This window comes from Mycobacterium sp. NGS61 (assembly GCF_059812325.1).
The window spans coordinates 110,733-127,987 of record NZ_JCALCL010000004.1 but is presented as its reverse complement, the minus strand read 5'-3'; the positions used below and the strand labels follow the sequence as shown (position 1 = coordinate 127,987).

The window sequence follows — 17,255 nt, the reverse complement described above, 5'->3', positions numbered from 1 at the left end:
TGACAACATACAACCAATTGGTTGTATGTTAGTGCGGTGACCGTGGATCTCGAGGACCGGGCTGACGCTCTGTTCCATGCGCTCGCCGACCGGACCCGGCGCGACATCATGCGTCGGGTGTTGACGGGCGAGCATTCGGTTTCCGCGCTCGCAGTGAAATACGAGATGAGTTTCGCGGCGGTGCAAAAGCACGTCGCGGTGCTGGAACGAGCCGGCCTGCTCACCAAGCGACGTACCGGTCGCGAGCAGTTGGCCAGTGGCGACGTGGCAGCGGTGCGATCGGTGGCATCGATGCTCGCGGAGCTGGAATCCCTGTGGCGTCACCGGGTGGCGAGCATCGACGAACTCATCTCATCGGACCCGAAGGAGGACTGAACATGCCCGTGACCGACGTCCAGCAGGACCTCGACAATCTGACGCTGACCATCACCGCCGACTTTGCCGCGCCGGTGCAGCGGATCTGGCAGGTCTACGCCGACCCGCGTCAGCTGGAGAAGGTGTGGGGGCCACCGGAGTACCCGGCGACCTTCGTCGACCACGATCTGTCGCCCGGCGGTCGCATGACGTACTACATGACCGGCCCGCACGGGGAGAAGTACGCCGGGTACTGGCAGATCACCGCCGTCGAGGAGCCGACGAGCTTCTCCTTCGACGACGGCTTCGCGGACGAGGACTTCACGCCGAACGCCGAAATGCCGGTTTCCAAGAACGTCTACACCTTCGCCGAGCACGACGGCCACACCCGCGCCACGTTCGTCAGCACCTACGAATCCGCTGCGGCGCTGCAGCAGGTGCTGGACATGGGCGTGGTCGAGGGCAGCACGGAGGCGATCAATCAGATCGACGACCTCGTCGCTTCCTGAATCCGGCGTAGCTTCACCACTGCGCTGCGGCGCTGGGCCGGTCTCATCGCTGCGTCCGCGCCCGCATCGGCTGGCGATTATCACGATTCGGCACTATTTTGCTTTCGTGATGATCTCAGCTGCGCGCGCAGCCGCACGATGGATGGTCCCTTTCCTGGCAGCCGTGGCCGTTGTCGCCGCAGGCCTGACCGCGCCGGTCACGTCCACCCCGGCGATACGTCTGACCGATTCGGGCAACCCGCTGGCCGGACAACCCTTCTATGTCGACCCGTCGTCGGCCGCGATGAACGCCGCGCGCGGCGCCAATCCGCCCAGCGCGCAGCTCACCGCGATCGCCAACACGCCGCAGTCGTACTGGCTCGACCAGGCTTTTCCCGCCGGTTCGGTCGGTGGCCGGGTCGCCAGCTACGTCGGCGCGGCGCAGGCGGCCGGCAGCATGCCGATCATCACCCTCTATGCCATCCCGCATCGCGACTGCGGCAGCTACGCGTCCGGCGGCTTCGGATCTGGCGCGGACTACAGCGGGTGGATCGATTCGATCTCCGCTGGGCTCGGCGCCTCGCCGGTGGCGATCATCGTCGAACCCGACGCGCTTGCCATGGCCGATTGCTTGTCCGGCGACCAGCGTCAGGAGCGTTACAGCCTGGTGCGGTACGCCGTCGACACCTTGACCCGCGATCCGAACGCCGCGGTGTACGTCGACGGTGGACACTCGCGCTGGGTGAGCGCGGAGGAAATGGCCAACCGGCTCAATGCCGCCGGCGTCGGCCACGCGCGCGGGTTCAGTCTGAACGTGTCGAACTTCTTCACCACCGATGAGGAGACCGGCTACGGCGAGGCGATTTCCGGGATGACGGGCGGAGCGCACTACGTGATCGACACCGGCCGCAATGGTGCGGGACCTGCACCGGATTCTGCGCTCAGCTGGTGCAACCCCAGCGGGCGGGCGTTGGGCACCCCGCCCACGACGGCCACCGCCGGTGGGCACGCCGACGCCTATCTATGGATCAAACGGCCCGGGGAGTCCGACGGATCGTGCAACGGCGGGCCGTCGGCCGGACGGTTCGTCAGCTCGTACGCAATTGAGCTGGGCCAAAACGCCGGTCAATAAGGACGCCGCCCCCGACGTCGACCTCACCGACGGGCGGTTCTACGCGAGTGGTGAAGCTCGCGCCGTTTACCGCTGGATGCGTACCCATCGCCCGGTCTTTCGGGACCGCAATGGCCTTGCGGCCGCCGCGAGTTACCGCGCGGTGCTCGAGGCCGAACGCGATCCGGGCCTGTTCTCCAATGCCGGTGGTATCCGACCGGCGACGCCGCCGCTGCTGCACATGATCGACATGGACGACCCGGCGCACCTGCTGCGCCGCAAACTCGTCAACACCGGCTTCACCCGCAAACGCGTTGCCGCCCATACAGATTCGATTCAGTCGCTGTGCGACGCCCTGATCGACGCGGTCTGCGAAACCGGCGGATGCGACTTCGTGACCGATATCGCCGCGCCTCTGCCGATGGCGGTGATCGGCGACATGCTGGGCGTGCTGCCGCACGAGCGCGACATGTTCCTGGCGTGGTCTGACGACATGGTCGTCGCGCTGAGTTCGACGGCCACACCGGAGTTGCTCGCGCGCTCCGTGGCGTCGCTGACTGCGTACCACGCGCACATGCACGAGTTGATCGGGCGGCGGCGCCGCGATCCGGGTGACGACCTGGTCAGCGTTCTGGTGGAGGCTGAGATCGACGGGCGCCGCCTGTCCGACGACGAGATCGCCGCCGAGACCCTGCTCATTCTCATCGGCGGCGACGAGACCACCCGGCACACCCTGTCTGGTGGAGTCGCGGCGCTCGTGGCGCGGCCACGGCAGTGGGACGCGCTGCGCGCCGATCCGGGTCTGCTCGGAACAGCGATCGAAGAAATGCTGCGCTGGACCTCGCCGGTGAAGAACATGTGCCGCCTGGTCACCGCTGACAACGTGTTTCACGGAACGCAGTTGTATGCCGGGGAGAAGATCCTGCTGATGTTCGAGTCGGCCAACTTCGACGAGACGGTGTTCGCCGACCCTGACGACTTCGACATTCGCCGAAATCCGAACAACCACCTGGCATTCGGCTTCGGTACCCACTTCTGCCTGGGCAACCAGCTGGCGCGGCTGGAATTGACCACCATGGTGGGCACGGTGTTGCGCCGGCTCCCGGACCTGACCCTGGCCGACGGCGCCGAACTTCCGCTGCGGCCGGCCAATTTCGTCAGCGGGCTGGAATCGATGCCGGTCACTTTCGCGCCGACGCCGCGCCGGCGGTGACGGTCGTCGCCGCAGGACAGCACGTCGTCCACGGCTGCGGCTATCCCGCCGGCACCGAGTCCAGTTGCGGCAGCAGGTATTCCAGCTGCCCGACCTCTTCGATGTTGTGTCTGATCCAGGCCTGGACCATATGGTCGGGAAAACGCCGGTGCAGCATGCGGTTGACCGGCGCGAACAACGCGTTGCGCGCTCCGAGGTCGAGGACCGTGACGTAGTGTGCACCGTCAGAACCGGCCGACCAGGTGTGCTCCAGTTGGATGACGATGACGCCGGCGATGCGCGTGACCAGGCGGATACCTGTCTCGTCCAGCTTCTCCACCCGATCGGTCACGTCTACTTTGTATTCCGGCCGCGCGCCGAAGGCTTCGACGATCCGGAAGCGAGCGCCTTCGCCGGCGCCGCCACCCGGTGCGGGCTTCGCCAATTCCCAGCGGATGTGGTCAATCGGGTGCCAGGCGAGGTAGCGGTCGATGACTTCGCCTGCGTAGCGCATCGTCCCGTCCAGGTGGGTGAACCAATCGAGCAGCATCGCCGGGGTGATGCCGGTCAGCACTCGATGGTCGATGGTGACGCGGCGGCGATGGTGTGCGGCGGTGGTGCAGCGCACCGTCGCTGTGTCGACCGGGCGCAACGGGTAGCGGACGGGGCGACTCAGCATGACGGCCTCCAAGATACGGTATCGTTTCTCAAATTACGGTACGAGGCCATGCTGAGAAACGCAACCGTTTCTTTCTGAGGGAGTGTGATGCGTCGACGGCACGGTGCAGAACTCGACGCGGCAATCAGGGACGCAGTCCTGCGTCTCATCGGTTTGCACGGAGCCGCCGGCGTCACCATGGAGGCCGTCGCCACTGCCGCAGGAACGAGTAAACCGGTGCTCTACCGGCGCTGGCCCGACAGCCGTGCGTTGGTGCGCGACACCTTGATGCGCGTCGCCGTCACCGCGATTCCGCACCGGGACACCGGCAGCTACCGGCAGGACATGCTGGCGGTCCTGCGCGGCTGGGCGCAGCTGTTCACCGGGCCGCAGGCGGACGTCATCCGGGCCGGGATCGCTGCCGCAGCTCACGATCCTGTACTCGCCGAAACATTCCGCACCGACGTGATCGGTTGGCGCAAGCAGGAAATGGCCGAGCTGCTGGCCCGAGGGATCGCTCGCGGCGACGTGCGCGCTGATGTGCCGATCGAGATCGCCCGCGAACTCGGGCAGAGCGTGCTGTGGCACCGGCTGCTGGTTACCGGCGATCCCATCGACGAGCAGTTGATCGTCCAACTGGTCGACGAGGTGCTGGTTCCGTTCGTCACGCCACGACAGGTCTGACGAAACGGTTTGCCGCAGCCGCGAACGACGAAAGATCCTCGGGGACCCCGCGACGTCGCCTCCGTGATCGCCTTCCTGGCCAGCGACGACGCCGCGGTCATCCACGGTGCGGTCTACCGGGTCGACAACGGTAAGGGCGCCGGCTGAGGCTAGACTCGCGCCGACGATTCGCCGACACGACGCCGAGGCCGGTACTGATGGATTTGCAGTGGTCACAGGACGAGCTGGACTTCCAGGACGAGGTCCGGCAGTTCCTCCACGAGAAGCTCACTCCCGAATTGCGACGCGCCGGGCAGCTCATGACCAGCGTCTATGCCGATCACGAGGCCAGCATGGCCTGGCAGGCGATCCTGCACGAACGCGGCTGGGCGGCGCCGGCCTGGCCGGTGCAGTACGGCGGCTGTGATTGGAGCCTGACCCAGCACTACATCTTCACCCGGGAATCGATGCTGGCCGGTGCGCCCTCGCTGTCGCCGATGGGCATCCGGATGGTGGCGCACGCGATCATCCGGTACGGCACCGACGCGCAGAAAGACTATTTCCTCCCGCGGATCCTGACCGGCGAGGTGTTCTTCTGCCAGGGGTACTCCGAGCCGGAGGCCGGGTCGGACCTGGCGGCGCTGTCGATGGCGGCCGTGCCCGACGGTGACGACCTGGTGTGCACCGGCAGCAAGATCTGGACCACCCATGCCAGCGAGGCGAATTGGATGTTCGCCCTGGTGCGCACTTCGCGTGCGCAGAAGAAGCAGCAGGGCATCACGTTTGTGCTGATCGAGATGACCGCACCGGGCATCGAGATCCGGCCGCTGGTGATGACCTCGGGTGAAGAAGTGCAGAACCAGGTGTTCTTCGACGAGGTGCGGGTGCCCAAGGCCAACGTCCTCGGCGAGATCGACCAGGGCTGGACGGTGGCCAAGTATCTGCTGGAATTCGAGCGGGGTGGCGGCGCGGTGGCGCCGGGCCTGCAAGTGATGGCCGAGGAGATCGGCGCGGCGGCCAAGAGCCAACCCGGTCCGGGTGGCGGAACGCTGGCCGGCGATCCGGGTTTCACCCGGAAGTTGGCCGACGCCCGAATCCGCGCTGAGGTCCTGGAGATTCTCGAATATCGGGTACTCGCCGCGGTGGCGCAGGGGCGCAATCCGGGCGCGGCGTCGTCGATGCTGAAGATCCTGGGTACCGAACTCAGCCAGACCCTGACCGAACTCGCGTTGGAGGCGGCCGGGCCGTGGGGACGGGCCTATCAGCCACACGTGACCGCACCCGGGGGGCGGGTCGCGGAATTCACGGCGCCCGCCGACGGATACGCCTCGGGCGAGCCGTGGCAGGCGGTGGCGCCGTTGCGTTACTTCAATGACCGGGCCGGCTCAATTTACGCCGGCAGCAACGAAATCCAGCGAAATATTCTGGCCAAAGCGGCATTGGGGTTATAGATGGACTTCAATTTGACCGAAGAACAAGAGCTGCTGCGCGACGGCCTGGCGAAGTTCCTTTCCGTCCGTTACGACCTCGACAAGAGTCGCGCCGCGGCCAAGACCGGCGTCGGCTGGCAGCCGGACATCTGGCGAGGCTTCGCCACAGAGTTGGGCATCCTGGGCGCGACGCTGCCCGAAGACGTCGGCGGGATCGGCGGCGGCCCAGTGGAACTCATGATCATCGCCGAGCAACTCGGTCAGGCGCTGGTCGTCGAACCTTACGTCGACACCGTCGTCGTGGCCGGCGGGCTGTTGCACCGCGCCGGCGGACCGCTGGCCCGTGCGCTGCTGGAAAAGATCTCCGACGGCAAGGCCGTGGTGGCGTTGGCGGCCGCCGAACCGGCGTCCGGCGATCGATGGCAGGACGTGTCGACCACGGCCGAACCCGACGGCGACGGCTGGGTGTTGAGCGGCCGCAAACTGATGGTCGTGGGAGCGCCGCTGGCCACGCACCTGCTGGTCACCGCCGGCACGCCAAACGCCAACGGGCTCTCGCTGTTTGTCACCGAGGTCGACGCGTCCGGTATCGAAGTGCATCCCTATCGCACCATCGACGACCGCCGCGCCGCCGACATCGCGTTCGACAAGGTGCGGCTGGGGCCGGAGGCGCTGCTCGGCGAACCGGGCCAGGCGTGGTCATCGCTGAGCCGGGCGCGCGATGAAGGAGCGGCGGCAATCTGCGCCGAGGCGGTCGGCTGTATGCGAAAAGTGTTGGCGGACACCGTCGAATATTCCAAGCAACGTCAGCAGTTCGGTCAGCCGATCGGCAGTTTCCAGGTGCTGCAACACCGCATGGTCGACATGCACATGGAACTCGAGCAATCCGTCGCCGCGGTATACCTGGCGATCCTCAAACTCGACGAAGACGAGGCGATCCGCGCCCGTGCGGTATCGGCGGCCAAGGCGACCATCGGCCGCGCTGCGCGGTTCATCGGCCAGCAGGCCGTGCAGCTGCACGGCGGCATGGGGATGACCGAAGAGCTGGCGATCGGCCACTACTTCAAGCGGCTCACCGCAATTCAGTACGAATTCGGCACCACCGACCAACACATCGCCCGGTATGCGGAGCTGACGCAGGCGTAGTTCCGCCGGCGAGTCCGGTCAGCGCCTGCTCTCGTCAGCGAGCTGATCCGCGGACTGCTGCGCACCCGGGGCGTCGGGGTCGTCGCCCGCATGCTCCAGTTGCTCTTCCACTTCACGTTGTTCTTCGGTGGACTCCCTGGCGTCCTTCGGCACCGGTGCTGAGTGGTCGTCGGGGTGCTGATCCACGCGAAACCTCCTAGGTGCCGGCACATGCTTGCCGGCAGGATCGCCCGAAACCGACTCGGCGAAACCCGCAGGAAGTAGCGACGGGCGCCACATTTACGGTCGAACCATGAACTTCGACGAGTACCGCAGCTATGACGCCACCGGCCTGGCGAAGCTCGTCGCCGACAAACAGGTGACCGCTTCCGAGCTGTTGACCCTGGCCAGGGAGCGCGCCGCCGCGGTCAACCCGCGGATCAACGCGATCGTGCGGGATGTGCCGGCGCAACCCGTCGACGATGCCGGGGGCGCGTTCGCCGGCGTCCCGTTCCTGATCAAGGACATCGCGCAGGACTACGCCGGGTTGCCGACGTCCCAGGGATCCCGCGCCTGGATGTCGACGCCGGCGGCCGAACACGCAACCGTCGTCCAGCGCTGGATCGACGCGGGGTTGGTCATCTTCGGCAAGACCAACCTGCCGGAGTTCGGCGCGAAGGCGATCACCGAATCGCAGGCGTGGGGGCCGGCGCGAAACCCGTGGAACCTGCATCACACGCCGGGCGGTTCCTCGGGCGGGTCGGCCGCCGCGGTCGCAGCGGGCATCGTGCCCTGCGCAGGCGCCAACGACGGCGGCGGGTCGACGCGAATCCCGGCCGCCTGCTGTGGCTTGGTGGGCCTGAAACCGGGCCGCGGGTTGACGCCGATGGGCCCGGCGACGGGTGAGGCCCAGCACGGCGCCGCCGTGCAAGGCGTCGTGTCCCGGACGGTGCGCGACACCGCGGCCATGCTGGACGTCATCTGCGGGGGCGAATCGTCGGGTCCGTATCTGCCCGCGGTACCCGATTCGCCGTACTTGTCTGCCGTGGGACAGGACCCCGGCGCACTACGGATCGGGGTGCGGGTGCCGTCGGCGATCAATCCCGAACCGCACCGGGAAGCCTTCGCGGCGGTGGAGGCCACCGTGCGTAGCCTCACCGACCTCGGACACCATGTCGACGAACTGTCCGCAGCGCCGTACGACGACGCCGCCCTGGCCCGCGACTTCCTGCTGGCCTGGTTCGTCCACCTGGCCTGGGACGTCGACCAGGCCAAGCGCCACACCGGTGCCGGCGATGCCTCGTTCGAGCGCGACACCCTGATCATGGCCGCGCTCGGCCGGGCCACCAAAAGCGTCGATTACGTCGACGCGATCGAACGCCGCCACCAGCACACCCGCCGGCTGAGCACCTACTTCGAGTCGTACGACCTGTTGCTGACGCCCACGCTGGCGACCCCACCCCCGACGATCGGGGAGTTCGACCTGCCCGTCGCGTTGCAGCACGCCGCCGACGGCCTGATCAAGACCCGTGTCGCACGTCTGCTTCGATACACCAACATCGTCGACGACATGGTGGACAAGAATCTCGGCTGGGTCCCCTACACCCAGCTGGCGAATCTCACTGGCCGACCGGCTATTTCGCTGCCGCTGCACTGGACTTCCGGCGGCCTGCCGCTGGGGGTGCAGTTCGTGGCGCCGCTGGGCGGGGAGTCGCTGCTGATCAGGCTGGCCGCCCAGCTGGAGCAGGCGAACCCGTGGTGTGATCGCATCGCCCCGCTGTAAGGACACCTTTTTGTGGCCGACGCGATACTCGCCGCGGGGTTTCAGGCTCGCGACCGAGCGGGTATGTCCCCCTTATGAACTCATTGGTAGCGGCGGATCCCCGCCAGGTCATTGAAATGAGTTCTGCCGGTGCCGCCGATGCGACCACCGCAGGCAGGCTGCGCCGCGATTTGCAGAGATGGTTGCAGGACCTGGTTGACGAACCGGCAGAAGTCGACGACATCGTGCTGAGCGTGAACGAAGCCCTGGCCAACTGCGTCGAGCACGCCTACCGCGCCCATGATGCGGTGGGTCCGATGAAACTGCAGGTCAGTTACGACCGAGCCGCACGCTCCCTGCGCATTTGCGTCAGCGACCACGGCACGTGGCGCAAGCCCACGCTGCGGCCACGCAACGACGCTCGGGCGTCGCGCGGCATCATCTTGATGCACGCCCTGACCGAGCAGTGCACCATCAAGATTCGTCCCGAAGGCACCACGGTGTGCCTGGATTACCTCGCCCGTCCGCACCACGACGCGTAGTCCCTACCGCCGCAGCGTCCGATTCGTACTCACCCGATCGCCGCGGGAATCGCGGTAATCTTTTCGGCGGCGTCAGTTGGGGGCCGCGGATCAACTTCGATTTCGGTGGAAGCGATTAAGGGTTCAACGGGGACTGCGACGTCCAGCAGATGGCGTCGCGGCGATCAGTTCGACTGGTTATCCGGCTACTTGGCGGTGCGCGGACTCAGTGGTGCGACCCGCGCCCTGATGGCGTTCATCGCGTCGTCGATGGTGCTGTGCCTGTTCGCCCTGTTATGGGGCCCGGACGGTCCGCGCGGAGCCGGGCCGGTCGCCATGACCTGGATCGCGGTGATCGGTGGGGTGGCCGGGGCACTGTTGTGGATCTGGCGTTGGCCGACCCGGATCCTGTCGATCGCGTTTGCGGTGACCTGCAATACCGCGGTCGCGCTGGCATGCCTCGCCCACCCCAATCCGCTGCCGGCGCTGATCGGCTGCATTGCCTTCGCCACGTTCGGTGCCTACATCGCGTTCTTCCACACCACGGCGTTCGTGTTGTACAACTTCGTGGTCGCGGCGGGGGTGGGGGTATACGAAGCGGCGCGGCTGGCCGGGTCGGGGCATCCTTCTCTGGCCGGGGTCGATCTGTGGCTGGTGCTGGAGGTCAATATCGCGTTGCCGCTGGCCATCGGCATCCTGGTGCGCGCTCTGGCGGGTGACTTGCTGCGCGCCGACCGTGACCCGCTGACCGGCCTGCTCAACCGCCGTGCGTTCCAGCACAACGCCCTGGGCATGATGTTGGCCCGTCGGGGCATCGATGAACATCTGGTGGTGCTGCTGATCGACCTCGATAACTTCAAGAGCCTCAACGACCGGCGCGGTCACGCCGCCGGTGACAATGCGCTGGTCCAGGTTGCCCAGGTGTTGCTGGCCGCCGCCGAAGACCAGGCGGTGGTGGCGCGCAGCGGCGGCGAGGAATTCCTGGTCGCCGGAACTGCGGCCCAGTGCAACGCCGAGACGCTGGCCGCCCAGCTGTGCAAGGCCATCGGTGGATCGACGGCCGGGGTCACCGCCAGCATCGGCACGGCGTGTGCCCTGTTGGACCACACCGCTCCGGGCGACCACCAAGCGCTGCTCGAGCGGCTGATCTCTGCCTCGGACGCCGCGATGTATCAGGCCAAGCGCCTCGGCGGCAACCGGTGTCATCATCATCAGCTGTGTTGATCGGCCCAGCCGCAGGATGTGCGACGATCGACGGCATGGCTGACACCGTCGTCGAAATGATGAACGCCGGAATGGAATCGACCATCCCGATCGCCGCCCGGATGGGGGTGCGCGTGCTGGAGGCCCGGCGCGGCTTTGCCGCGGCCGCGGTGCCGGCCGAGGGCAACGGAAACCATTTCGGTGTCGTCTACGCCGGTGTCCAGTTCACTGTCGCCGAAATCCTGGGCGGCATCATCGCGTTGGCGACGTTCGATGCCGGCAGGTTCTACCCGCTGGTGAAAAACGTCGACATCGCTTTCGTCGGTCGGGCTACCAGCGAGCTCCGCGCCGAGGCAACCATGGACGATGAGACCATCGCGCGGGTGGAAGCCGAGGCTGCCGCGCAGGGCAAGGCCGACTACACGCTGGAAGCGGTCGTCACCGACGCCGCCGGCACGGTGGTTGCCACCACCCGCGGGTTGTATCAGTTGCGCGCACACCGCTGATCGGTGACAGTGCGCAAGTTGGGCGAGGTCCTGCAGATCGGCGGACTGGAGCCGACCTTCCAGGACGAGTTGGATTGCCGTTACCAGCTGTCCAGGTTGCCGGCGGGACCGCACCGCGCCACATACCTGGCCGAGCACGGCCCCGAGTTCCGCGTCGTGGTGACCTCCGGGCCCCCGGGCGTGGACGCAGACACCATGGCGGCGTTGCCTCGCCTGCAGGCCATCGTGAACAACGGCGCAGGGGTGGACTCCATCGATCTGGACGCGGCGCAGCGGCTGGGTGTCGGCGTCAGCAACACCCCTGATGTGCTGTCCGATACGGTCGCCGATACGGCGGTGGGACTGATTTTGATGTCACTGCGCCGGTTCGGCGCCGCCGACCGGTTCGTGCGGGCGGGCCGGTGGGCCGACGGACGTCAGTTCCCCTATGCCAGGGATGTCACCGGGCTGCAGGTCGGCATCCTGGGGCTGGGCCGCATCGGTGCGGCCATCGCGGCCCGGTTGCGCGGATTCGACTGCGTGATCGCCTATCACAACCGGCACCGGATCGAGGGGTCGCCGTATCGATATGCCGAGTCGCCGGTGGAACTGGCCCGGTCGGTCGATGTCCTGGTCGTTGCCACGACAGGTGGCCGCAATACGCGAAAGCTGGTGGACCGCAACGTCCTCGAGGCGCTCGGTCCCGAGGGGTACCTGGTCAACATCGCCCGGGGCAGCGTGGTCGACCAGGATGCGTTGGTGGAGCTGATCACCGTCGGCGGTGTGGCCGGAGCCGGGTTGGATGTTTTCACCGACGAGCCCACCGTGCCCGCCGCGTTGCTCGACCTGGACAACGTGGTGTTGTTTCCCCACATTGGCAGCGCCACGGCGCGCACCCGCACGGCCATGGCGCTGCTGGCGATCCGTAACCTCGAGAGCTTCCTGGACACCGGCGAACTGGTGACGCCGGTACTGACGCCGCAATTGAGACCGCCCGCCCGCGGCTGACGCGGTGCTTGCCCCGGCGGGTCACGGGGTATCCGCCCCTGCGTTCACCGATCACTGCTTGCCGCCGAAAGGGCCGACGATGTCGACGTTCGCCGGATGTCCGAAACGGATGACGTTCGGGCCCTGCGGGGGCGTGCGGCCGGACGGCCAGTGCGAGATGCGCGCCGGAGCCTGCGCGTTCGACGATGTGGTGCCCTGGGCTGGGCCCTCGCCCAGCGCAGTTGCTGCGCGCGTTCCGCTGGTGCTGACCGATTTCAGCGCTACACCGTTCGATCGCGACGACATCGCCGCCACGGCCGCGATCCTGGGACCCGCCTGTGACGCCGTCCTGGTCGGCGAGCACCAGAACAAACCGGATTTCCCCCCCACGTTGATGGGGGCGATGCTGCTCGACGCCGGCGTCGTGCCGCTGATCACCCTGTCCTGCCGGGATCGCAACCGCGTGGTTCTCGAGCAGGAACTCCGGGGGCTGCGCAGCGTCGGTGTCGACACCGTGCTCTGCGTAACCGGTGACGGACGCGGTTACGACGTGCGCCCGGACGTCACCCAGACCTTCGATCTCGACGGGCCGCGCCTGGTCGCCCTGGCCGCCTCGGTCGGAATGGTCGCGGCAGTGCCGGAAACGCCGACGGCCCCGCCGGTGGCCGCCCGGCCCCGACGGCTGGTCGAGAAGCAACGTGCCGGAGCCAGCCTGGCGGTGCTCAACCATGTGCCCGCCCCGGACATGATCGCCGAGTTCATGGCGGCGGCGCGGGCAGCGGGGTTGTCGATCCCGGTCATTGCCGCCGTCGCGGTGTTCACCGACAGTGTGTCGGCGGCCGTCCTGGAGGGGTTGCCCGGCCTCGAACTCGACCCGGTTGTGGCCAGACAGGTGCTGGACGCGCCGGACCCGGTGGCCGCGGGCATTTCCGCGGCGGTCGACGAAGCGCACGCGCTGCTGGCTATCGAGGGTGTCGAGGGCGTGAACGTGTCGGGGCTGGCGTCATCGTCCGGGGCCCGCGTCGGTGCGCAGATCAAGGCCGAAGTTGGACGGCGGATTCGGGAGGGTGTCCGGTGACCGAGGCGATGGAGGCCGAATTCGACACGATCGCGGAGTGGACGGCACAAGTGGCCCTCGACTTGGGACCGGACCACTACGTGCCGGCGGGATGTCGGGGTAGTGGCAGTCCGGCGGCCCTGGACTGGCTGATCGAGCAGATGGGGCTGACCTCGGGTACTCGGTTGCTGGACTCGGGAGCCGGCGTCGGAGGCCCCGCCGCCTATGCGGCACAAGCACGCTCGGTGCAGCCCGTTCTGGTCGAGCCGGAGGCGGGCGCGTGCCGCGCGGCGAAGCTGTTGTTCAGCCACCCGGTGCTGTGTGCCGCCGGCGACAAGTTGCCGATAGTGGACGCCAGTTTCGACGCCGCCTGGTCGCTGGGGGTGTTGTGCACCATGTCCGATCAGCTGGGGTTGCTCACCGAACTGCGTCGCATCGTCCGGCCACCCGGCCGCGTCGGGTTGCTCGTCTTCCTCGCTCACGACACGCTGCCGCCGGATTACCTTGCCGGCAACCATTTTCCGACTGTCGACGAGCTCGACGACCTGGTGCACCGGTCCGCGCTACGCGTGCAGCAACGGCTGGGGACCGCAGAGTTGCCGCCGATCCCGGAGACGTGGAACGAGCAGGTGGACATCGTCACCGACACGCTCGCCGAACGCTACGGCCACACCGAGGCCTGGGAACTGGCCGAACGCCAGAGTTCCAGAATTGGCCGGCTGCTCGGCGACGGGACCCTGACCGGCGAGTTGCTGGTGTTACGTCACGCCTGAGTGCGGCCCGCGCCGAACAGGGCCGTCGTTTCGGCGACCCGTCCGTCGTCACGCAACTGCTCCAAGGTCTGCGGCAGCGGTAGCCGCCAGTTCGGATACTCATCGACAGTGCCCGGCAGGTTGGGCTGGCGGGTCTCGCCCAGGACGTCGTAGGGCGAGATCAACTTCAACCGGCTCGGGGTCGAGGCCAGGAAGCGGTGCATCGCCACGATGATCGCGTTCTCGTCCGGCTCGGTCGCGTCGTCGAGCAGCCCTTCGGAACGCAGCAGCGCCAACCATTCGGCGCGTTCCTTCGCGGCGTTGGCCTGCTCGGCGGGGACGTCGTCGAGCAGACCCAGATCAGCGCGCGCCCGCACATGCTCGGCGCTGAGGAAACCGGCCGCTGTCGGCAGGTCGTGCGTGGAGATGGTGGCGGCCGCCCGCGTCGGCCAGCGCGCCGCCGGCAGCAACGGCTCGTCCGGCGCGGACTGGTCACGGGTGAACCAGGACACCGCACAGCCCAACATCCCGTTGGCGGCCAGCGCTTCGGTGACCTCGGGTTCGACGGTGCCCAGGTCCTCGCCCACCACGGTGGCCCCGGCGCGGTGCGCTTCCAGAGCCAGCACGGCCAGCATCACGTCGGCGTCGTAATGCACGTAGGTGCCGCGGTCGGGGCTGTCGCCGGGCGGGATCCACCACAGTCGCCACAGCCCGGCCACGTGGTCGATCCGCAGCCCGTCAGCATGGGCGAGCACAGCGCGCACCATCTCCCGCATCGGTTGGTAACCGGTAGCGGCCAGCCGGTCGGGTCGCCACGGGGGCAACCCCCAGTCCTGGCCGCGGGGGGTGAAATTGTCCGGTGGCGCGCCGACGCTCACCCCGGTGGCCAGGACATTGGCCAGCGCCCACGCATCGGCGCCTTCGGGGTCGACGCCCACCGCGAGGTCGTGCAGCACACCCAGCGCCATGCCCGCCTCGCGGGCCGACTGCCGCACCGCGGTCAGTTGCTCCGCACATCGCTGCTGCACCCAGGTGTGAAAGGCGACCCGCGGCGCCAGCTCCCGGCGCGTCGCGCTGACCGCCTGGCTTCGAACGTCCCGCAGCGGCGCGGGCCACCGGCTCCACCGGCCGCCGTGCCGTTCGGCCAACGCACAGTAGGTGGCCCAGTCGATCAGGCCCGGCGGTGTGTCCTGGCGCGGAGCCGGCCGTCCTTCGGAACGCCACAACAACTCCAGCGCAGCCCGTTTGGCCGCCCACACCAGATCGTGGTCGATCCGCGGGATGCTCGCCGACACCCGCAGCGCGTCCACCTCCGCACGGGTGTCCGGGTCAGCGCGTCGGTACGCGCCGAGATCCTCGATGCACAGCGCCAGCGGGTTGGCGAACCGGCGGCTCGACGGGGTGTACGGGGAGGGCTGCACCGGGTGTGTCGGGCCCGGCGCGTGCAGCGGGTTGAGCAGCACGGCGCCGGCACCGTGTTCGGTGGCGGTCCACCGGAGGAACTCCCGCAGGTCCGCGAGATCTCCGATGCCCCACGAGCGAGCCGAGCGCAGCCCGTAGAGCTGCAGCATCCATCCCCAGGTGGCCGGGGCCGCGGGCACCTCGGGAGGTGCTGCCACCAGGGTCACCTGCTGGCCGTCCCGGGTGCGCAGCCGATACCAGCCCGGCTGCAGCTCGGCGGGCAGTTCGTCGCGCACCGCGGTCTGCGCACCGTCTTCGGCTTCCAGCAATACCGCGCCGGGCAGCGGATGCGACCGGCCGGTGAGACGCACCGCGATGGTGGGCGCCGGCGCGCCCCGCTCGTCGAGTGCGGCGAGCCTGGCCAATTCGCGCCGCCGGTCGGCTGCGGTTCCGGCCTCGATGTCCAGCAGCCCCAACACCCGGATGACGACGTCGGCGTCGACGTCGACGGGTTCGCGGCGCTCGTTGCGGTAACTGGTGGCCACGCCGTGCGCGTCCGCCACGCGGCGCAGGTCGTCGGGAACAGGCTCGGGACGTCCACTCATGCGTCGTGGCCGGCGCTCGCCCGCGCGGATGCGTTCACGGCGCTGGTATACCCGGGCGCCGTCTTCTCACACCGACGGGGGCCGAACTGTATTGCGCGCGAGGCAGATCCGGCGGTTACTGCTCGTCGGAGAAATCGGCGGTGAGCCAGCGGTCAGGCCGGATGGTGAACAGCACGGTCTCTTCACCTTCCAGGGAACGAGCGAAGGCACGCCCACCTTCCTCGCCCAGGTAGCGGACAGCGATCTCCAGCTGCGCCGCTGCCGGGGCGGGCGAGGTGGTGTCCACGACGGTGCCTTCCACCACCACGTACTGGTACGGCGGCTCCTCGCGCTGCACCACCAGCGTCACCGCACCGGTTCGCTCGATCAATCTGGCTTTGCGAGTCGTGGGGCCGGTGGTGATCCGGATGTCTCCTCCGGGGGTGTAGTCATACCAGATCGGGGCGCTGGCGGGCGGGCGGCCGTCGGCGGCGTCGACGGACAGCACAGCGACATGCTTGTCGGCGAGGAATTGCTGACGCTCGGTCTCGGAGAACTTCTTCATGCGGGTTCAAACGCGGCCTCCCGCCCGGCCTATTCCGGCGCTCGGCGTGCTGGCCGCGCTGCTCAAAGGCGTCCGAGCAGCTCGGCTTTCTTCGCCGCGAACTCCTCGTCGGACAGGATCCCGCGCTGATGCAGCCCGGCCAGCGACTCGATGGCGGCGACAATGCTCGCGGAATCGTCGGAACCCCCGGGCGCGGCGTGCGCCGGTGATGGTGGCGCCGCCGGGGGTTGGGACTGCGGGGCGGGGGCAGCGGCGGGGGTTTCTGCCACCTGCTGCGCACCGAGCTCACGCAGACTCGACACGTCGAAGGTGCCGAACTGGCTGGTGAAGTTCACCGAACCGTATCCACCGCCCTGCTGTTGTTGCACCCCGTTGATCTGGTGCTCACCGGTGTCGAAAACCTTTGTCACACCGTTGATCTGCATCGCCAGCCGGCGGGTGTTGGGAAAGACGGCGTAGCGCGCGTCGTTCTGCCCGCCGGTCGAACTCGGTACCCCCAGGTCCGCGGGCCACCAATTGGACGAGGTGAAGCCGGTCTGGAACCCGGCGCCCTGGGATTGCGACTGGGATTGCGAACCCGACCCGCGGAACACGGTGGTCGTGGTGATCAGCTGGGACAATTCGTTGCACAGCGCGTCGACCCGGGCTTTGAGCGCGTCGTCGAACATGTTGCCCACCATCGTCATCCCACCCCGCATCCATTGGCCGGAGCCGCCGAGTTCGGGGATGGAGAACTGGGCCATCGTGCCACCCCCGGTGTGGATGGCGAACAGCATGGCCAGCACCGCTTCGCGGGAAAGGCCGTGACGCTGGGCGATCTCGGTGATCGCGTGCTCCGCTTCGGGGGTCACCGCTGCCTGCATGTTTTCGCGTCTTTCGTCGTCGGTACGGAATTGAGCGTCGGGACACACGCGTGT

At 67.9% G+C, this 17,255-nt stretch carries 19 protein-coding genes and 1 pseudogene; 15 read left to right on the top strand and 5 right to left on the bottom strand.

Annotation, left to right across the window (positions count from 1 at the left end; genetic code table 11):
- The first annotated feature begins 36 nt into the window (after positions 1-36).
- The 4 genes from AC5Y3Z_RS10670 to AC5Y3Z_RS10655 all read left to right on the top strand — a co-directional run bounded on the left by AC5Y3Z_RS10670 (position 37) and on the right by AC5Y3Z_RS10655 (position 3,166).
- Positions 37-375: an ArsR/SmtB family transcription factor gene (locus AC5Y3Z_RS10670; protein WP_463826361.1), complete on the top strand. Its 339-nt coding sequence runs from the start codon at positions 37-39 to the stop codon at positions 373-375.
- Between the two features lie 2 nt (positions 376-377).
- On the top strand, positions 378-863 hold the full coding sequence (locus AC5Y3Z_RS10665; protein WP_473138753.1) for an SRPBCC family protein: 486 nt from the start codon (positions 378-380) through the stop codon (positions 861-863).
- A 109-nt stretch (positions 864-972) separates the two neighbouring features.
- A complete protein-coding gene (locus AC5Y3Z_RS10660) occupies positions 973-1,974 on the top strand; it encodes a glycoside hydrolase family 6 protein (RefSeq protein ID WP_473138934.1) in 1,002 nt (333 codons plus the stop codon).
- Positions 1,946-3,166 carry a cytochrome P450 gene (locus tag AC5Y3Z_RS10655; protein ID WP_473138754.1) on the top strand — a complete coding sequence of 407 codons (1,221 nt, stop codon included), beginning with the start codon at positions 1,946-1,948 and terminating at the stop codon, positions 3,164-3,166. The genes AC5Y3Z_RS10660 and AC5Y3Z_RS10655 overlap by 29 nt, the downstream gene beginning before the upstream one ends.
- A 40-nt stretch (positions 3,167-3,206) precedes the next feature.
- On the opposite strand, the gene AC5Y3Z_RS10650 is transcribed toward AC5Y3Z_RS10655, so the two are convergent.
- On the bottom strand, positions 3,207-3,821 hold the full coding sequence (locus AC5Y3Z_RS10650; RefSeq protein ID WP_473138935.1) for a hypothetical protein: 615 nt from the start codon (positions 3,819-3,821) through the stop codon (positions 3,207-3,209).
- Between the two features lie 90 nt (positions 3,822-3,911).
- Between AC5Y3Z_RS10650 and AC5Y3Z_RS10645 the strand changes: the two genes are divergently transcribed.
- The 4 genes and pseudogenes from AC5Y3Z_RS10645 (at position 3,912) to AC5Y3Z_RS10630 (ending at position 7,042) form a co-directional block, all read left to right on the top strand.
- The gene (locus AC5Y3Z_RS10645; RefSeq protein ID WP_473138755.1) at positions 3,912-4,487 is read left to right on the top strand and encodes a TetR/AcrR family transcriptional regulator; all 576 of its coding nucleotides are present in this window, start codon (positions 3,912-3,914) and stop codon (positions 4,485-4,487) included.
- Positions 4,488-4,514: 27 nt separating this feature from the next.
- Positions 4,515-4,634, top strand: a pseudogene (locus AC5Y3Z_RS10640) (SDR family NAD(P)-dependent oxidoreductase); the annotation flags it as partial.
- Between the two features lie 50 nt (positions 4,635-4,684).
- Positions 4,685-5,917, top strand: a complete 1,233-nt coding sequence (locus tag AC5Y3Z_RS10635; protein WP_463826365.1) for an acyl-CoA dehydrogenase family protein — start codon at positions 4,685-4,687, stop codon at positions 5,915-5,917.
- On the top strand, positions 5,918-7,042 hold the full coding sequence (locus AC5Y3Z_RS10630) for an acyl-CoA dehydrogenase family protein (protein WP_473138756.1): 1,125 nt from the start codon (positions 5,918-5,920) through the stop codon (positions 7,040-7,042).
- A gap of 18 nt (positions 7,043-7,060) precedes the next feature.
- On the opposite strand, the gene AC5Y3Z_RS10625 is transcribed toward AC5Y3Z_RS10630, so the two are convergent.
- The gene (locus tag AC5Y3Z_RS10625; protein ID WP_463826367.1) at positions 7,061-7,228 is read right to left on the bottom strand and encodes a hypothetical protein; all 168 of its coding nucleotides are present in this window, start codon (positions 7,226-7,228) and stop codon (positions 7,061-7,063) included.
- Between the two features lie 106 nt (positions 7,229-7,334).
- Here AC5Y3Z_RS10625 and AC5Y3Z_RS10620 point away from each other — a divergent pair, with 106 nt between their 5' ends.
- The 7 genes from AC5Y3Z_RS10620 to AC5Y3Z_RS10590 all read left to right on the top strand — a co-directional run bounded on the left by AC5Y3Z_RS10620 (position 7,335) and on the right by AC5Y3Z_RS10590 (position 13,809).
- The gene (locus AC5Y3Z_RS10620; RefSeq protein WP_473138757.1) at positions 7,335-8,804 is read left to right on the top strand and encodes an amidase; all 1,470 of its coding nucleotides are present in this window, start codon (positions 7,335-7,337) and stop codon (positions 8,802-8,804) included.
- Positions 8,805-8,914: 110 nt separating this feature from the next.
- A complete protein-coding gene (locus AC5Y3Z_RS10615) occupies positions 8,915-9,325 on the top strand; it encodes an ATP-binding protein (RefSeq protein ID WP_463826439.1) in 411 nt (136 codons plus the stop codon).
- Between the two features lie 195 nt (positions 9,326-9,520).
- The gene (locus AC5Y3Z_RS10610; RefSeq protein ID WP_463826369.1) at positions 9,521-10,528 is read left to right on the top strand and encodes a GGDEF domain-containing protein; all 1,008 of its coding nucleotides are present in this window, start codon (positions 9,521-9,523) and stop codon (positions 10,526-10,528) included.
- A 35-nt stretch (positions 10,529-10,563) separates the two neighbouring features.
- On the top strand, positions 10,564-11,013 hold the full coding sequence (locus AC5Y3Z_RS10605; RefSeq protein WP_463826370.1) for a YiiD C-terminal domain-containing protein: 450 nt from the start codon (positions 10,564-10,566) through the stop codon (positions 11,011-11,013).
- Positions 11,014-11,016: 3 nt separating this feature from the next.
- The gene (locus AC5Y3Z_RS10600; protein ID WP_473138758.1) at positions 11,017-12,000 is read left to right on the top strand and encodes a 2-hydroxyacid dehydrogenase; all 984 of its coding nucleotides are present in this window, start codon (positions 11,017-11,019) and stop codon (positions 11,998-12,000) included.
- 79 nt (positions 12,001-12,079) lie between these two features.
- Positions 12,080-13,057, top strand: a complete 978-nt coding sequence (locus AC5Y3Z_RS10595) for a methylenetetrahydrofolate reductase (protein ID WP_473138759.1) — start codon at positions 12,080-12,082, stop codon at positions 13,055-13,057.
- Positions 13,054-13,809, top strand: a complete 756-nt coding sequence (locus tag AC5Y3Z_RS10590) for a class I SAM-dependent methyltransferase (RefSeq protein ID WP_473138760.1) — start codon at positions 13,054-13,056, stop codon at positions 13,807-13,809. The genes AC5Y3Z_RS10595 and AC5Y3Z_RS10590 overlap by 4 nt, the downstream gene beginning before the upstream one ends.
- Here the strand turns inward: AC5Y3Z_RS10590 and malQ are convergent.
- From malQ to AC5Y3Z_RS10575, 3 genes are all read right to left on the bottom strand, one after another.
- Complete coding sequence (gene malQ, locus AC5Y3Z_RS10585; protein ID WP_473138761.1) at positions 13,800-15,794, bottom strand: 4-alpha-glucanotransferase; 1,995 nt, start codon at positions 15,792-15,794, stop codon at positions 13,800-13,802. The genes AC5Y3Z_RS10590 and malQ overlap by 10 nt on opposite strands.
- A gap of 115 nt (positions 15,795-15,909) precedes the next feature.
- Positions 15,910-16,338 carry a pyridoxamine 5'-phosphate oxidase family protein gene (locus tag AC5Y3Z_RS10580; protein WP_463826375.1) on the bottom strand — a complete coding sequence of 143 codons (429 nt, stop codon included), beginning with the start codon at positions 16,336-16,338 and terminating at the stop codon, positions 15,910-15,912.
- A gap of 62 nt (positions 16,339-16,400) precedes the next feature.
- A complete protein-coding gene (locus AC5Y3Z_RS10575) occupies positions 16,401-17,201 on the bottom strand; it encodes an SHOCT domain-containing protein (RefSeq protein ID WP_473138762.1) in 801 nt (266 codons plus the stop codon).
- Positions 17,202-17,255 lie beyond the last annotated feature (54 nt).

Bases quoted from the DNA above. Each gene is read 5' to 3' on its own strand.
- AC5Y3Z_RS10620 (WP_473138757.1), top strand. From the start codon at position 7,335: ATGAACTTCGACGAGTACCGCAGCTATGACGCCACCGGCCTGGCGAAG.
- AC5Y3Z_RS10645 (WP_473138755.1), top strand. From the start codon at position 3,912: ATGCGTCGACGGCACGGTGCAGAACTCGACGCGGCAATCAGGGACGCA.
- AC5Y3Z_RS10575 (WP_473138762.1), bottom strand. From the start codon at position 17,201: ATGCAGGCAGCGGTGACCCCCGAAGCGGAGCACGCGATCACCGAGATC.
- AC5Y3Z_RS10660 (WP_473138934.1), top strand. From the start codon at position 973: ATGATCTCAGCTGCGCGCGCAGCCGCACGATGGATGGTCCCTTTCCTG.
- AC5Y3Z_RS10635 (WP_463826365.1), top strand. From the start codon at position 4,685: ATGGATTTGCAGTGGTCACAGGACGAGCTGGACTTCCAGGACGAGGTC.
- AC5Y3Z_RS10580 (WP_463826375.1), bottom strand. From the start codon at position 16,338: ATGAAGAAGTTCTCCGAGACCGAGCGTCAGCAATTCCTCGCCGACAAG.
- AC5Y3Z_RS10595 (WP_473138759.1), top strand. From the start codon at position 12,080: ATGTCGACGTTCGCCGGATGTCCGAAACGGATGACGTTCGGGCCCTGC.
- AC5Y3Z_RS10605 (WP_463826370.1), top strand. From the start codon at position 10,564: ATGGCTGACACCGTCGTCGAAATGATGAACGCCGGAATGGAATCGACC.
- AC5Y3Z_RS10630 (WP_473138756.1), top strand. From the start codon at position 5,918: ATGGACTTCAATTTGACCGAAGAACAAGAGCTGCTGCGCGACGGCCTG.
- malQ (WP_473138761.1), bottom strand. From the start codon at position 15,794: ATGAGTGGACGTCCCGAGCCTGTTCCCGACGACCTGCGCCGCGTGGCG.
- AC5Y3Z_RS10665 (WP_473138753.1), top strand. From the start codon at position 378: ATGCCCGTGACCGACGTCCAGCAGGACCTCGACAATCTGACGCTGACC.